General features: G+C 45.4%; 15 protein-coding genes and 1 pseudogene. 5 read left to right on the forward strand and 11 right to left on the reverse strand.

Features of this window, described 5'->3' with window-relative positions:
• Nucleotides 1–494: GTP-binding protein (locus tag RMO52_RS24020; RefSeq protein WP_310419421.1), on the forward strand; the 494-nt coding region annotated here is incomplete at its 5' end.
• Between the two features lie 136 nt (nucleotides 495–630).
• On the opposite strand, the gene RMO52_RS24025 is transcribed toward RMO52_RS24020, so the two are convergent.
• Nucleotides 631–3,108, reverse strand: coding sequence for a CHAT domain-containing protein (locus RMO52_RS24025; protein WP_310419424.1), 2,478 nt, complete (start codon nucleotides 3,106–3,108; stop codon nucleotides 631–633).
• A gap of 130 nt (nucleotides 3,109–3,238) precedes the next feature.
• Between RMO52_RS24025 and RMO52_RS24030 the strand changes: the two genes are divergently transcribed.
• Complete coding sequence (locus RMO52_RS24030; RefSeq protein WP_310419428.1) at nucleotides 3,239–3,859, forward strand: Uma2 family endonuclease; 621 nt, start codon at nucleotides 3,239–3,241, stop codon at nucleotides 3,857–3,859.
• 80 nt (nucleotides 3,860–3,939) lie between these two features.
• Here the strand turns inward: RMO52_RS24030 and RMO52_RS24035 are convergent, their stop codons facing one another.
• The 5 genes and pseudogenes from RMO52_RS24035 to RMO52_RS24055 all read right to left on the reverse strand — a co-directional run bounded on the left by RMO52_RS24035 (nucleotide 3,940) and on the right by RMO52_RS24055 (nucleotide 11,192).
• Nucleotides 3,940–5,118: an RNA-guided endonuclease InsQ/TnpB family protein gene (locus tag RMO52_RS24035; protein WP_396135098.1), complete on the reverse strand. Its 1,179-nt coding sequence runs from the start codon at nucleotides 5,116–5,118 to the stop codon at nucleotides 3,940–3,942.
• A gap of 111 nt (nucleotides 5,119–5,229) precedes the next feature.
• Nucleotides 5,230–6,948: a ShlB/FhaC/HecB family hemolysin secretion/activation protein gene (locus tag RMO52_RS24040; RefSeq protein WP_310419434.1), complete on the reverse strand. Its 1,719-nt coding sequence runs from the start codon at nucleotides 6,946–6,948 to the stop codon at nucleotides 5,230–5,232.
• Between the two features lie 11 nt (nucleotides 6,949–6,959).
• Nucleotides 6,960–7,345, reverse strand: a pseudogene (locus RMO52_RS24925) (type II toxin-antitoxin system VapC family toxin).
• Nucleotides 7,342–7,590, reverse strand: coding sequence for a hypothetical protein (locus tag RMO52_RS24050; protein ID WP_309742471.1), 249 nt, complete (start codon nucleotides 7,588–7,590; stop codon nucleotides 7,342–7,344). The pseudogene RMO52_RS24925 and the gene RMO52_RS24050 overlap by 4 nt, the downstream one beginning before the upstream one ends.
• A 38-nt stretch (nucleotides 7,591–7,628) precedes the next feature.
• Complete coding sequence (locus RMO52_RS24055) at nucleotides 7,629–11,192, reverse strand: filamentous hemagglutinin N-terminal domain-containing protein (protein WP_310419436.1); 3,564 nt, start codon at nucleotides 11,190–11,192, stop codon at nucleotides 7,629–7,631.
• 237 nt (nucleotides 11,193–11,429) lie between these two features.
• On the opposite strand from RMO52_RS24055, the gene RMO52_RS24060 reads away from it, so the two are divergent.
• The 3 genes from RMO52_RS24060 to RMO52_RS24070 all read left to right on the forward strand — a co-directional run bounded on the left by RMO52_RS24060 (nucleotide 11,430) and on the right by RMO52_RS24070 (nucleotide 12,109).
• Entirely contained in the window at nucleotides 11,430–11,684 is a 255-nt protein-coding gene (locus tag RMO52_RS24060) for a hypothetical protein (protein WP_309745490.1), read from the forward strand.
• Complete coding sequence (locus RMO52_RS24065; RefSeq protein ID WP_309745488.1) at nucleotides 11,677–11,811, forward strand: type II toxin-antitoxin system RelE/ParE family toxin; 135 nt, start codon at nucleotides 11,677–11,679, stop codon at nucleotides 11,809–11,811. The genes RMO52_RS24060 and RMO52_RS24065 overlap by 8 nt, the downstream gene beginning before the upstream one ends.
• A gap of 64 nt (nucleotides 11,812–11,875) precedes the next feature.
• Nucleotides 11,876–12,109, forward strand: coding sequence for a DUF4926 domain-containing protein (locus RMO52_RS24070; protein WP_309745486.1), 234 nt, complete (start codon nucleotides 11,876–11,878; stop codon nucleotides 12,107–12,109).
• Nucleotides 12,110–12,115: 6 nt separating this feature from the next.
• Here the strand turns inward: RMO52_RS24070 and RMO52_RS24075 are convergent, their stop codons facing one another.
• From RMO52_RS24075 to RMO52_RS24095, 5 genes are all read right to left on the reverse strand, one after another.
• Nucleotides 12,116–12,571: a helix-turn-helix domain-containing protein gene (locus RMO52_RS24075; protein ID WP_309745485.1), complete on the reverse strand. Its 456-nt coding sequence runs from the start codon at nucleotides 12,569–12,571 to the stop codon at nucleotides 12,116–12,118.
• A 226-nt stretch (nucleotides 12,572–12,797) separates the two neighbouring features.
• On the reverse strand, nucleotides 12,798–13,817 hold the full coding sequence (locus RMO52_RS24080; RefSeq protein WP_309745483.1) for a peptidoglycan DD-metalloendopeptidase family protein: 1,020 nt from the start codon (nucleotides 13,815–13,817) through the stop codon (nucleotides 12,798–12,800).
• Between the two features lie 89 nt (nucleotides 13,818–13,906).
• A complete protein-coding gene (locus tag RMO52_RS24085) occupies nucleotides 13,907–14,194 on the reverse strand; it encodes a hypothetical protein (RefSeq protein ID WP_309745481.1) in 288 nt (95 codons plus the stop codon).
• Between the two features lie 500 nt (nucleotides 14,195–14,694).
• Nucleotides 14,695–15,192 (reverse strand): hypothetical protein, encoded by a 498-nt coding sequence (locus RMO52_RS24090; protein WP_309745479.1) that lies wholly within the window; start codon nucleotides 15,190–15,192, stop codon nucleotides 14,695–14,697.
• Nucleotides 15,193–15,431: 239 nt separating this feature from the next.
• On the reverse strand, nucleotides 15,432–15,653 hold a 222-nt coding region (locus RMO52_RS24095), incomplete at its 5' end, for an SH3 domain-containing protein (protein ID WP_310419442.1).

Raw genomic sequence — 15,653 nt, forward strand, 5'->3', positions numbered from 1 at the left:
ATATTATTATCCTCAATAAAACCGATTTAGTTTCTGAGGAAAAAGCAAATAAGGTCGAAGACTTTTTGAAGTCTGTTAAAGAAGGAGCGCGAATTTTACGATCGACACATAGCAAAGTACCACTGTCTCTGCTGCTCGATACCAATCTTGCCGATCCAGGTTTTTTTAATGAAAGTTTAGCAAATTCTGAATCGGGTTCTCAACATCTGAATAATGACGGCTTTATGTCAGTATCCTTTCAAAGCAATCGCCCAATTGTGTTGAAAAAGTTTCAACAGTTTCTCGATTATCAACTACCAGAAAATGTATTCCGAGCAAAAGGAATTCTTTGGTTTGATGAAAGTCCACTCCGACATGTATTCCAACTGAGTGGTAAACGCTTCTCGATCGATGATAGTGAATGGACGACTCCACCGCAGAATCAAATAGTCTTAATCGGTCGCAAACTCGATAAACTTTTCCTGATGCAAAGTCTCAATAACTGTTTAGAGTAGCAGTGTTGGGTTCAGTTCGGCTCCGCTCAGCGAGCGGAGTCGAACTGAACCTCATATTTAAACTCGTTAGCAATTATGAAAAAATCAGAAACATGCGATGTCGTTATTGTCACCACTAAGGGAGATCTATATCAAGTCACAACCAATTACCCACCAAGACAAACGAAGCCCAATAGTAAGGATGTGAATACTGCTGTCGAGTCGCCCGTTGCGCTACCCGCAATGCTTCCGCCTTACTGACTCGATCGGGCTGAGTGATACTACCATAAAAGTGCTGCATCAACTTAGCCGTGGCGCGATCGTCCACCGACCACATCGAAGCTATAGTACTCCCCGCACCACTCCGAATCGCCGTCCCCGCCAAGCCGAGCGCTGCCCGCCTGTCTCCTGCTGCCGTCTCGCAGGCGCTCAATACCAACAGATCGATCGCACTGGCATCTTGCTTTAAAAGCGCTCTCAAGCGATTGAGATCGAGCGAGCGTCCCCCCTCAGTCACGATAAAAGTCTGACGCGGATCGGAGCTAAATCGCCCGTGGGTAGCCAGATGAATCATTGAATAAGAGTTACCCGCCAGCGCACGCTGGAGATTTGCGGGGGTAAAATCCCGTCCGACTAATGCGGTGGCTGTAACAAAGCGAGATTTAATTGCCTGCACTTCATCGACGGCGTAGGCTAATGGTTCATAAATATCTCCGCGCTTACTATTGGCAACGCTTGCCGAGTTACTGGTTAAGCCACCGATGAGAATACTGGGACTGTTGCCTACAGCTCGCTTTGCACCAAGAATTTGGAGTCCTGGCGTGACCGCGACTGGAAAAATATCGATCAGATATTCTTGACGCGATCGATCGTACAATGCCGCCACTGGGATATTTTGCAATGCCCCATCCATCACGAATACTAGCTGTGTGGTAGCAGGAGTCAGAGATGGTAGGGCGGGACGAATCAACCATTCGTACAGTTGGGAGGCGGCGGTGTCATTCCAACCGTATTGAGGTTGATTTAAATTCTGCCGAAACTGGGCGATCGTCCGTTCTAATTCACCGCGCCCAACTGGGACGACAAATCGTTGCAACTTATCATCCGGTAACTGCAAAATTACTTCCAATCGATCGGCTAAAATAACCGGATAAAATATTGCCGCGCCACGATCTTTCGCAAACCGTTCGATCGGTTTATACTCACCGAGTTGGCATTGCAAAAAGTTCTCTAGTTCTACCAGTTTAAGCGCATTGACTCGATCGACAACTTTACCTAGATCTGGCTGGTGACGCAAGCTCAGATCGATCGATTCGCGGTACAGTGGCTCGACATTATCGCGGAGGGAAAATTGAGCGTCGGGATTGACAATCTGAAGATTGCGCCGCGTGGTAGTTAAAGCGGCGATCGCTCGATCGTAAGCTGCTTGAGATTTGCTAAAATCTGGTTGGGTTTGATGCTGTAAAATTCGCCCTAATTGCCATTCCCACTGATATTGACGATCGTTCCCAGGCGCAGCAGCCAGCGAGATCGCCTGTTGGGTAAATGCGACCGCTGGCAACCACTGCTGTTGTTGCTCGTAGAGCCACCCCAGCGTCCCAGTAGCAGTGGTCAAAATCGATTTTTGAGGTTCTAGAGTGGATCGCCTAATTACGTCGTCGAGCAGCGATTTAGCGGCTTCCCATTGAGGTGGATTTGCCAGGGCTAAACTCCGAGCCAGATTAATCCTTTGGCTAAAGCTTTCGTATGTATGGGGTTGATTGGCTAGTTGCCGCTCGATTTGCTTGATTAACTCAGTTCGATCGAATTGCGCTTGCCAAGTATCGGCAATATTTCCAGTCTCCGCTCGGTGGCGCAGCCAGTCCGAGATGTCTACTTGGAGACTCAGTGCGTCGATATCGGCGGTAAGAGTTCGTGCTTGTTGATAACAGGCGATCGCGTATTGATAATATGTCGTAGCTGGTAAACTGCCCGTCGGCTGCATCGGACAAGTAAACTGATTGCTAGCAGGCGGTTGCAGTCGATCCGTCCGATCGCGATCGCGATTCCCCAAATCTCTCAATGTGTTGGCAATACTCACTAAAATCGGCGATCGATCCGCCGCGCTCAATGGTTTGGCAACTTCAAGCGCTTGCGATAGCGTCACTTGCGCCGCATCCAAATTTCCCAATAGACGTAATACATCCCCCAATTTCTCGATCGCGGAGGCTTGCAAAGCAGGCGGTAAATTAGTCTGCCCCATCCCAAATTTCGTGGGAATCTCCGCTTCACAGGTACCCTCACTCACGCCCACAGTCCCCGTTAAAAGCTTACAAGCGCGGCGATCGAGTCCCATCGCGACGAGGGCTTGCGATTGATTGAGCTGGCTCCCAGCAACTCCCACGGGATCTCGCGCCAGACGATAGCCTGCTTCTGCTCGATCCCAGATTTTTAGTGCAGTCGGAAAATCCCCGCGATCGTATGCCATTTTACCCTGCTGGATTAAGGCAGCAGGAGTAGCTGCTCGGACATTGCTAACCCCATAGAGGACGTGAATTACTGCGATCGTTACCGATATGAAAAAGTATCCTAATCGCTTGGATATAGTACTCCCAACCGGAAATAATAAAGAGAGAATATGCCGTTTTTTGGTCATCGATCGGATTGCACTGCTGAATTAATTTTCCTTGGGAAAGTATATTGTAAGCTACAGCAACTACCAATTCGGTATAATTTAAATACGCTCAATAGTCCAAAGCTAATTCCGGCAAACGATTGGAGGTTTTATGACCGTCGCTTACTCGAATATTCCAGACACACTGCCCCTTAATCTCAGCACTCTCCAACTCACTGATGAGCAGTTTTATCACCTCTGTATCGCCAATCCCGAACAACCGCTCGAATTAACCGCAGCCGGAGTACTTATTGTCGTGTCACCAGTAGGCGGAGAAAGTGGAAACAAGGAACTAGAGTTAGGAACAGATATCACTATTTGGAACCGAACTGCTGAGTTAGGAAAAGTATTTAGTTCTTCGACGATTTTCAAGCTGCCGCTAGGTAGCCAACGATCGCCTGATGTTGCTTGGGTAGAGTTATCGAGGTGGAATGCTTTAACTGAAGAAAATCGCCAAAAGTTTCCGCCGCTGGCTCCAGATTTTATCATTGAGCTACGTTCGCGCACGGATGAATTGCCAGAATTACAAGCCAAAATGGTTGAATATCGAGATAATGGCGTGCGGTTAGGGTTATTAATTAATTCTCAAGATCGTCAGGTGGAAATCTATCGGCTAGGTAGAGAAGTTGAAATTCTGCCAGCTCCAAGCTCGTTGGTCGAAGACCTGCCTTTGGCAATCGATTGTGGAGACGTGCTGCCTGGATTCATCCTCAATCTCGATCGAATTTTATAAAGTAAAGTTGCGAAGTTAGATTGTTAAACTTTTGACATCCACCCCGCCGTAGAACGGACGGGGATTCCCTAGCTTCGCAACTAAGGTTTCTGCTTCTTTCCCTTTCGGGGTTTCGCACCAGCCTTCACAGATTTACTCTGTTCTGGTCTTACGGTCGCTCCACAGACTGAAACGGCTAGCCCAGCCGCCAAAATATTATGTGCTGCATTGATATCGCGGTCATGGTTAGTTCCACATTTAGGACATTCCCACTCTCTGATATTCAATGGCATCTTATATACGATATGCCCGCAATTTCCGCACCTTTTAGAGCTTGGGAACCATCGGTCAATTTTAATCAGTTCTCGCCCATACCACTCGCATTTGTAAGCGAGTTGACAAATCAATTCGCCCCAACTAGCATCGAAGACAGCAAGGGCAAGTTTATGGTTCTTGACCATGTTTGTGATAGCTAGATCCTCAACTACGATCGTTTGGTTTTCACGAACCAGTTGAGTTGTCAGCTTGTGCAAAAAATCTTTCCTAGCATCGGTCATGGCAGCGTGGACTCTAGCCACTTGCGCTCTCGCTTTATATCGGTTGTTACTCCCTTTTTGCTTACGAGACAACACATTTTGCACTCGTTTCAACTTCTTGCGAAGTTGTTTAAAGTGTTTGGGATTAGCAATTTTATCGCCGTTACTGGTGGCAATCAAACTGGTTATCCCCACGTCTAGTCCGATAGACTTATCGGACTTAGGCAATTGGGCTATATTGGTATCCACCAGCAAGGAAGCAAACCAGCGACCATTAGCTTCCAACTTAATGGTAATAGTGGATGGCTCACAGTCTTCGGGCAAATCTCTACTCCACCTAATCGGCAAGGCTTGAGTACATTTAGCCAGAAATACTTGACCGTCTTTCCATCGGAAAGCTGCCTTTGTAAATTCAGCACTACCGCCACTATGCTTCTTCTTAAAGTTAGGATACTTTGCTCGTCCAGCCCAGAAGTTGCCAAACGCCTTTTGAAGGTGTCTCAAGCCCTGCTGGAGCGGTACGGAGCTAACCTCATTGAGAAAGTCAAGGTCTTCTTGCTTTTTCCATTGAGTAAGCATCGACGACGTTTTCACATAGTCAACTCGCTCTTGCCTTTGATACCATGCTTCCGTTCTTTCTGCCAAAGCCTTGTTATAGACTAGACGGCAACATCCCATCGTCCGCCGCAAGATAGATTCTTGCTCGGTGGTTGGGTAAAAGCGGTATTTAAAAGCTTTTTGCATCTTTAACATTATAGTATGTTAAATGCAAATACTCTATTTCATTTCACAGACGATTGGAAAAGTCGATAAAAAATAGTATCGCGGCGCATCAGAATAAATTGAGAGTTTAAGTTAGGGGAAATAGCGCAGGGAAAAATACAAGCCGTTATCTTGCCATGAGTTTTTTTGAACCGCAGCATTAACTAAAGGAATTCCCCAATCGATCCGCGCACTGAGATTATCGCTGCGCCATTGCAATCCCAACCCGGTAGAAAGCAGCGTATTTCCGCTAAAGTTTGCACGATTAGTATTATTCCACACTGTTCCCACATCGATAAATGGGGCAACTTGGAAGACACTATTATTGCCATTCCCGATCGGTAATTGCAACTCTATCGAAGCAAATGCACCATTGTCCGCGAGTAAAGCATCCTGACGATAGCCGCGCACTGTAGTTTGTCCGCCCACCGAAAACTGTTCGAGCGCAACTAGCGATCGATCTGCCAATTGCACCCGTCCCTGAATAATTAAATCCGTATTCCTTGCCAACTGTTTCAGCCAGCGCCCTTGCCCTTGCCAGGACACAAATCGACTATCGGGAGCATCATTATTAATCGTTGCATTGAAGGCACCAAACCCGACATTTACCTGACTCCTAAATGCCAAAACCGATCGACTATCTCGGTAGGTATACTCTTGCCCGAACCGCAGGGCTGAAACCCCAATTCGCCCGTTATTATCGGCACCGGGACTGAGCGGGTAGGGTGTATTCCCCAGCGCACTCGTACTCTCTAATTTAGAGCCAGTCAGACTCAGCGCAAATTCTTGGGTAGAGTCTTGCTGGGCGCGACGCAACAGGGGTTGGCGGACGCTGACTTCGGCATAGCGAGAATTGGTGGTAATATCGAGCGAGCGATAGGGTTCTTCGATAATCCGGCTATTAGTCCCACCCAGATTGGCGCTCAGAGTGGTCTGGGAGTTGCTCAGAGGCACGGTATAACTGACATCGATTCCGTTACTACCATCGGTATTACTATAGGCAAGAATGACCCGATCGCCCCATCCGGTGAGGCTGGCTTCGCTAATTTGACCCCGACGTTGCCAACTGCCGATACTCGGCGGACGGTAGTTATTTGTGGCAATTTCACTCGTAAAAGTTGGATTTTCGGTAACTTTAATTTCGAGGAGATTGGTACCGGGTTGGATGCCGCTAGATAGTTCGGCGGCGATGCTCCCAATTAGCGGATCTTGCTGCAACAATCGCAATCCTTCAATCAGGCGGTCGTTGTTCAAGGGCTGGCTGGTGGCCAATGCTAGCCGCGATCGAATGTATTCGGGGTTGAGCCGTTTGGTACCCGTAACTCGGATATCTTCGAGCTTGCCTTCCACGATTTGAATCCTCACTACCGCACCATCGATCGCGAGTGTCTGTCCGGTGGGAATATATGCGCCACTAGTGAGATACTGGCGATCGAGATACAGTTTTTCGATCGCATTTTTAGCAGCTTGGAGTCTATCAAATGTGACTTCACCGATAAATGGTTGGGTGATTTTTGCTAATTCTCGATCGCTAAATACCGTACTCCCGATTACTTCATATCTAAGTACTTTAATTCGCTCTGTCGTTGGTGTCGGCAGGTTTGGAGGTGTTGCCCTCGGCGGTGTCAGGGGGACTGGTTGGACGGGTAAAGTACTCGGAATCGGCTGGGGCAATCGCTCGATCTGCGGCGGTGCGGGAGGATTGGTTTGGGCGGATGCAGATAGTACTGAGAAATTGAGTCCGATGACAACGGGAATGCCGATCCAGATCGCGCGATGTAGGGAGACGGGGGAAGGGTTGAAAATTTTCAATTGATGCTCGGCTAAAGTGTGAGTACAGCAGGATAAGCGATTATTTTTTCATCTGCTGTTAGTAATGGAATCCCTGACAGGATGGAAGTTGCTACAATAATTTGGTCTGCGGGATCTTGATGAAATCCCACCAATTTAGTCGATTTAACGATAATTGGAATAGTCAGATCTAATGCTTGAATCTGCGGATGAGACAAGGCAATTTTCAACCAATCTTCAATAGACAATCGCAGCTCTAATCGACCGTATTCTACCAGTTTTGCGACTTCCCAACAAGAGTAAATACCGATCCAAAACCATCATTTTGTTGAGAGCTAATGATTTGCCGATGGCGCTGAGATAGTCGAGGATTGTCATCCATCCACCAAATCCAGATGTGAGTATCCAGCAAAATCATTGCAATACATCCCAATCTTCTAACGGAATAGCTGTCTCAAAGGGATTGTCGTAGCGGGTGACTGAGCCTTTTAGAGATTGCCATTCGTCGTTTAGCGGCGGCTCGATCGAGTCTGAATCTAGTTCTTGAGAGGATGAATCTTCTAACACGATAACTTCTACTGACTTACCAACATTAAATGGTAATCCCTTCAGGACGATCGTGCCATCTGCCATCACGACCGAGCGAACTTTATAAGCATTCATAAATATAATCAGGTTGAGACTATAACTAGATCCCGATCTTACTGCTTCCCAATACAATTCGGTGCGGTAGATTTCACCTCATCGGCAATATTTGTGGGTTTACTCGTTAAAATTACCGTGCGATCGCGACCCATTTTCCAGCCTTGTGCAACCTCGATCGATGGTAGCATTGGCAGACTACTTACAGGTATAGTCGCCGAGCGCGGATCGACCCACAAGTTGCTACTCCGTAACGGCTCGATCGCACTGGGGGTCATCCCACCCTTACCACTGTCGATGAATGTACTCGCCTGCTTATCACTACTCCTCGCACAAGTTTGTGAGATTGTCGGCGGGTTTGGTGCGATCGGATCTGGTTGCAATCCTTTGTTTGGATCGTTCCCCAATGTCGTAATCGTCACAATCCCTTGAGGGCCAAATGTGGAAGTCGCGGTAATATTTGATAAGTCCGTCCGCTGAGTACTAAAGCCCAACACGTTATCGGCTCTAATCTGAATTTTCCCGCCTTGTCCACCCGCCGCACTGGCGGTAATATTGCTATTTTCATTTGGTACTGCCAGGATGAGTCCGTTGGGCGCAAAGATATTGATATTCCCGCCATTCCCATTCGTCGCCGCACTTGCCGAAATCTCGGACTGGTTCCGCAGCAGTAGCAGTTTATTGACGTTGAGGTCGATATCGCCCCCATTGGCTGAGACAGTTTTAGCAGTTATCGCCCCGCGATCGAGTTTAATCGCATCGGCATTGGCGGTAATATTCCCGCCACGTCCGTCACCATTACTATTCACAGTAACTAATGCACCTTGTTGAATATTCAAATTCGGACTAGTAAGATTAATATTGCCACCATTACCAGTAGAACCGGATTGCGATCGACTGACGATGCCGCTAGTATTACCAACATTTAGGACGAGATTATAGTCACTAAACGATCCCGTCCCATCTGTCTTGGTGAGATAGGATTGTAGACTCGATCGAGCTGTCGGACTGGTTTGCAAGAAGGTAAAATATTTATCTAAAACTTGTCGATCCACAGGATTAGGATTAGTTTGCTGCCAAGCGGCGAGTACAGATTGCTGTGCAGTCGGGTTGGGATTTTGGAGATATTCGCCCAGAGCGGCTCTGGCGGCTGGTTGGTTGCTGACGACGAGAATTAAGCTCAGGAAGGCTCGTTTGGCTTCAAAAGTCGGATCGATACCGCCCAGGGTCAAGATTTTGTCAGCTCGAACATTAATTGTCCCCGCCTGTCCGCTCCCCTTCGTCGTCGAGATTAATTGACCGCCATCGACTAAGTTTACTGTGTTGGCTTGAATATCGATCGAGCCGCCTTGCCCGCTAGCGAGCGTACTGACATCAATTCTCGTCCCACCTTGTAACGTCACTCGATCGGCATTAATCTTGACGACACCAGCATTACCCGTATCGCTGGTAATACTCCGAATCCGGCTCCCATTCCCCACACCTGCGAAACCTGGCACATTTTCCGTCCCCAGAAATTGCCCCAAATTCGAGTTACCCAGTAGCTCCACCGAGTCCGCTGGACGACCGTTTAAACCCGCGATCGAGATCGAGCCACCCAAGCCACTCCCGTCAGTTCCCGCCGAAATTACCGCGCCATCCTTGAGGACAAATTTAGGAGTTTGAATATCGATATTACCAGAATCTGTCCGACCTGCTGAAAATGTTGCGATCGCTGTAGCCTTGGGAAATCCATACAAAAATACAGCCGGGGATACCCCACTAACTTCTATTGATTCCTTTGCAACAATTTTAATATCACCTAACTTGCCGATACTGAGGGGATTACTAGGATCGATATAGTTGTAATCTGTACCAATTTGTGCGCCATCTTTATGGATCAGCTTGCCTGTTTGAATCGTAATATTACCACTAGTACCCAAACCATAAGTACTGGTGAGAATGTCACTTTCTTGTCCATTTGTCGGCGCACCAAGTCGAACGGTATCCGTTACTGCGATCGAGATGTTTCCACCACGCCCCGAACTTCTTTTATAGGGACTAGTTTCTAAATATGCACCATCTAATATCTGCAAATTTCGAGCGTTAATCTGAATATCTCCACCATCGATCGCCCCCTGAGTATTACTACTAGAAATCCCCGTATTATTTCCAGAAATTAACACATCACCCGTTGCATCGATTTTAATACTACCACCTTGCGTATTTGCCACATTACCAGTCGATCTCGCATTAATTTGTGCCCGATTAGCTCCCATTCCCACTACCGTCAGATCGCGAGTTTGCAGATTGATGTTGCCACTGATAGTGCCACTCGTCGCGATCTCCGAGTTAGATACCTCGATCGAATCCGCACTTCGTCCATTTAAACCTGCGATCGTCAGCGAACCACTCGCACCACCATCACTATTTCCTGTCGAGATTTTTGCACCATCTTGAATCGAAAACTTGGCAGTTTTGACATCGATATTTCCACTGTTGCCAGAACCATAAGCACTAGTTAAAATATCGCTTTCTTGAGCATTTATCGGCGCACCAATTTTAACTGTATCGATTGCCGCGATCGAGATATTGCCACCATTTCCCATGCCATAAGGACTCGCTTCTAGATATGCACCATTCAAGATCTGCAAATTTCGAGCGGTAATTGTAATATCGCCACCATTAATATCACCTAAAGTACTGCTAGAAATCCCCGTATTATTACCCGCGATCGATACATCACCCGTCGCATTGAATTTAATACTACCACCTTGAGTATTTGCCACATTACCAGTAGAACGGGCACTAATCACACTAGGACTACTATCCGTCCCAGCAACCGTGATTTGGCGTGCTTGGAGATCGATATTGCCACTATTCGTACCCGCCGTGGAGATCCGCGCCCCATTTTGGACGGTAATATCACCCCGCCTCAACCCATCAGGAATAGCTAGACTTGTAACCCTAGTATCTGTTAGCTTATTAGGATCGATCGCGATCGATCCGACATCATTAACGGCGGCTAATTCTACTTTGCCATTAGGCAGGATCAATTTAGCACCAGTTAGCGTAATATTCCCCCCAGAAAACAACACACTCGCACCATCATAATTAGCGAGTAAACTAGTCGCACCTGTAAAATTAATATCTCCAATCCTACTCCCAAACTGAAGACCCACCGGGGTTGTCATCGTCAGCAACGGTACTTGCGAATTGACAGTACTATACACATTACCATCTGCAAATTTCAAACCATTAGCAGTACTCCCGACAAAAGTACCCGCCATATCTAAGCGTGAATTCTGCCCAAATAAAATTCCATTCGGGTTGAGAAAAAACAGATTGGCATTACCTAAAATACCCAAAGTCCCATTAATATTCGAGGGTGTATCAGTAACCCGCGTGATGATATTATTCACCCCGATCGGATTGACAAAATCCACGCGTTGACCGTCACCAATGCTAAAATCCGTGAAGCTGTGGAAAAGATTGGTACCGCGCTGTGCGCCGCCTTGGATGGTATTGTTATTGACTTGAGATCGATCTACACCTAGGGTATTATCGGGTTTAATCTGGGCTTGGGCGAGTGATGCACCCAAGAGGGTGAACGATAGACTGAATGCAGCGGCGATACACTTCATGCTAGGAGCTACCAGAATGGATAAGTGTAATATACCATTGCCGCACTCGTTCGCGCAGCGTACCGGAGGTAATCGATCCGATCGAGGTTAAATTGATGTTAGCCAGCTTGAAAGATGCTTTTATGAAACTTACCTCCTAGAGCATAGAGACTCAACTTACGCCCACGGAATACCTGGTGTTATAATCGATCGTGCGGATAAAAACTTTCTACAGCTTAGGAAGAAACCAAATTTACTATGGTTCAACTATCGATCGAGCTTCCCGATGCGCTCACTGCCTATCTTCAAGAACAGGTTGCTACTGGGCAATATACCAATCCTAGCAACTATATTGAAACATTGATTCAACAAGATTTGAATCGTAAAACTCATTTAGAACAGAAGTTATTAGAATCGCTCGATTCACCTACTAGTTCGATGATGCAAACTGACTGGGATAATATTCGCAAGATAGTCAGTCAAAATATTACTGAGGGCAAAAAGCTTGCCTAATCCGATTAAAGGATTTAAGAAATACCTAATTTTTTATAGACTTCAAGTAGATGAGATCGATGTGATGCGCGTTCTCCATGGCGCACAAGAGCTTGAATCCATCCTCTCACCAGAAATTACCGAGTGAAGTTGAATTTTACTTAATATTCGATCGATCCGGTTGAAATTACATCCAGTTTTAAATAAAGAGAATGAATCCAAGTATTAATCTATTGGATGTGGTAGCTCTGACGGTGAATCTGCCAAAGTACAATTTGTCTCAGGGTCAAGTTGGTACCGTTGTAGAAATCCTAGCATCTGGCGAAGCATTTGAAGTGGAGTTTGGCGACAGGCAGGGGCGCACCTATGAGTCTGTAGGATTGCGTTCTACTCAGTTAAGGGTGCAGGATACAAAACACAGCCATCATAAACTACCGCGATGTTAGCCGTCATCAATCGTACAGTCCCAATTCTTGAGAAATTGCGACCATTTCATCTAATCCTTGAGCTGTGACTCGCTCGATCCGTTCTTCATAAACCATCAGATCGTTGAAATTGATGCGGCGGTGCTTGCCTACTTTGTGATAGGGGATTTCGCCTAATTCAATTTGTTTAATTAAAAATGGTCGAGAGACATTTAATAAGTCTGCTGCCTCCTGAGTGGTAAGCTCGGCATGAATCGGGATGAGGCTCACCGCATTGCCCTGAGCCATTTGAGCCAGCGCATCGACGAGTAAACGGTAGGCAGCAGCAGGGATGGTTGCTTGATGTTTATTGCCATCTGCTTCGATAATCTCGATCTGATTGCCATTGGGACTCAAATAAGTCGTGAGGATGCGGCTGCTCTCTTGGGAGAGTTTTGTATCATCTTCACTAGGAATGTAGGCAGGATAATTCAGGCTACCCATAGGTCTTTCTTTTGCTCTGTTGCGATCGGGAGAATCGGTTGCAATTCAGATATTTTGGATTGTGGATTAAACTCTAACGGATTATTCGCAATAATCGCAACAAGCTGGCGAATAATTTTCGGAATTGAGCCGATCGACTGAGGGCGCGATCGACACAACAAGCATTAGGATTGACTGAAATCTAGATTGTAGGCAACGCTTACTATTGAGATCTATTGGTAGATACCTAATATTTTCTAGCAAAATTCTCTGGATCGATCCAACCTTTTGCATTTAAGTTTCCATTTTGATATCCCCACCCACCATTAAATTTGACAGTAGCCAATCCAAAATGTAGATGACTGTTACCACCCTGATCTTGGAGGGTACCGATAGTCTGACCTCTTTGAACATTTTGTCCTGCGGATACTTGTGAATTAAGATGCCCATAGTAGGCATAGAGAGTTTGATAGCCACCACAGTTGTTATATCTGACAATAACAAAGCTATTCCAGATAGTTTTCAGATTTGCAGAGTTTGTTGATGAGTAGTCCACAACCCCATCGCAAATTGACCTAACATTACTCCCTGCATCCATGAAATAATCAACACCTGTATGCTGAGCACCGCCACCCATGCAAGCTGTTCCGAAAAGACATGTCGGTATTGTACTCAGAGAGGTAAGTGGGGCAATTGGCTGACTAGAATTTTGGCTGGGCTGAGAAGGTGCTGATTGACCAGCTCCGGCTGTATTGCTTGCCCAAATAGGCTGTTGCCCATTGCTCTTGTAAATGACTAAATTGCCATCTGCTTGAATAGCCAGGAAAGCTCCTGGATTACCATCGGTATTAGTTGCCCAAAGTGCTCTGCCACCACCATAGATCACTAAATTTCCATCAGATTGCATGACGAGGATTTCTCCGCGCCGATCCGTCCCAGTAGCCCAGAGTGCTTGACCAGATTTGTAGAGAACTAAATTGCCATCTGACTGAAAATTGAATGTGTAACCACAAGTAGTTCCACGCGTTCCTCTCTTTAAAGTCAAACTCCTTCCATTGCTCGGTCGAAGATTAATATTTCGGCATGATTGGGCGATTAGCTGTCTTGGTTTGAACTCTTCAGCTTTGTCGATAGCATTCCCCGCAGGATAATTTGTGCGATCGTTGCTAGATCCCTTCTGAGGAATTGTAGAGGCTGCATGGGTTACTAAATTTTGAGACAATGTGACGCAGGCGATCGAAGCAAGTACGGTTAGGAATTTATTCATGGTAGCTAGTAAAAAAGAAGTGAAGTTGTAATCGATCGATATAAGGTGGCTACAATCGATCGATCTTGAGACAAATTGGCTAAGATTTGTTAGTTACTGTTACTAATATCAGTAGAGATCTCGGCACCATCTGAATTACTAGTTTCCGGTGCTGATGTGTTTGGATTCTCGGTTTCAGTAGTAGGCTGTGGTGATTCTTGTGGGTTCTCGGCAGGAAGACCAAAGAATCCTCGCACGAAGGCCTTCCCGAAGGAGTCTAAAATTCCATCGAGAGGAATAGCTTGGCTACTTTGTGCTTGAAGTAATACTGTTGGTAAAATCACAGCAGCGATCGCCATGATTTTGACGATATTCTTTTTAGCGGTTTGGTTGTTCATGATACTTAGGTTCGGGGTAATCGGGTAAAATGTATGCAGTTATTTATTTTCCAGTGATAGGCTAATCAAATCTAGTATCAACTAGGAATTGCTTAGTCTATGCTCTTTTGTTGAAGTTACATAGATTAGACAGGTCTAACTTAAAGTAACTTGGATTTAGATTGTCGAGATTTAAACCGTTGTTTAATCTTGAGTTAATCTTAGCCTCTCATATTATTTATTTACGTGACTTGGATCGAGATTTCAGGATAAAAAACAAAAAATTAAAAAATCAATTCTTGTTCTCAAATAAAAATTTTCACAAACAGACATAATAATTGAAAGTTGGACTTTAAAACCATTTTTAACTATTACGTCAAAGCTAGACTAACAATGTTTTGCTAACTAGCTCTTCTTGATATTTGTTCGTGGATATTGATGGGAATTTCAGTAGATAGACTTATTGTTGAGTGACCATCGCGATCGACAATAATGTTTAACACTTACCTACGATCCTATTCTTATCTCCCTCGCCCGATTTGAATCGGACTATCGGTATAATTAGTTTCCATTTCTAATGTACTTATCTTTCGCAAACCTGGCGACCATGGAAAAGAAACAATTGCTTTGATTGGTTGTTGTGAAATCATGTTAACTGAGTCGCGACCAGCTACAGTTTGCGAGGAGGAGTCATATTGATTACCATCAAATCCAGAAAATATTCTAGCATTTCTTATATAAAAACCATTTGCATTACCTTGTCCTGTATATGTAATCTTGAAAATGCAGTCTATTCGATCTGCAAATTTTCTACAGCCACGAAACTCATATACAAAATTATTTTGTCTAGTTATTGAAGCTGCAATTTTTATAGGTGCGACTTGACTATTAGCTGGTTTTTGCTCAAATTTTGGCTGACTCTGGCTAGCAATTCCCGGTAAGTTAGTTGCTAGTAGTGAAGTTGATGAGGCTATCAATGATACTAAGAGTATCTTTGTATTGTTTCTGGTGTATAACATTTGTTCTTGAGAAATTTAAGTTGACTGAAATAGTGAATCATGAGACGGATATGTTTAGAAATAATATACTTCTAAACATATCTCAACTATCGAGTAGTAGATAGTAAGAGCTAAGCTTAAACCCGATCGGTGAAAGGTGCTTACCCCAATTGCCTAGTACTACACTGGAAAATCTCGATGCAATAAAACGGAGCGATTAGTCGTGGTGAACAATTGCTATATTCGTTTACAGTGGAAAATTAACGCTCAGAACCAGGGGCGTTACCGTATACAATTGCTGAGGCAACCCAGTTGTCTGTTCCGGCAATCCGATACCAGCGACGATCGGGCTGATTTGTCCACAAATCTGGGACGGCAGTACCATGTGTCCAGGCATCAAAACTGATGGCTGTGTTGGGATTGATAGAGCCGACAATGTTACTGCTGGTAGACGGTGCCGATCGAACATTTATTCTGTTGTT

The sequence above is a fragment of the Chamaesiphon sp. OTE_8_metabat_110 genome, from assembly GCF_031382685.1.
Lineage (GTDB): Bacteria > Cyanobacteriota > Cyanobacteriia > Cyanobacteriales > Chamaesiphonaceae > Chamaesiphon.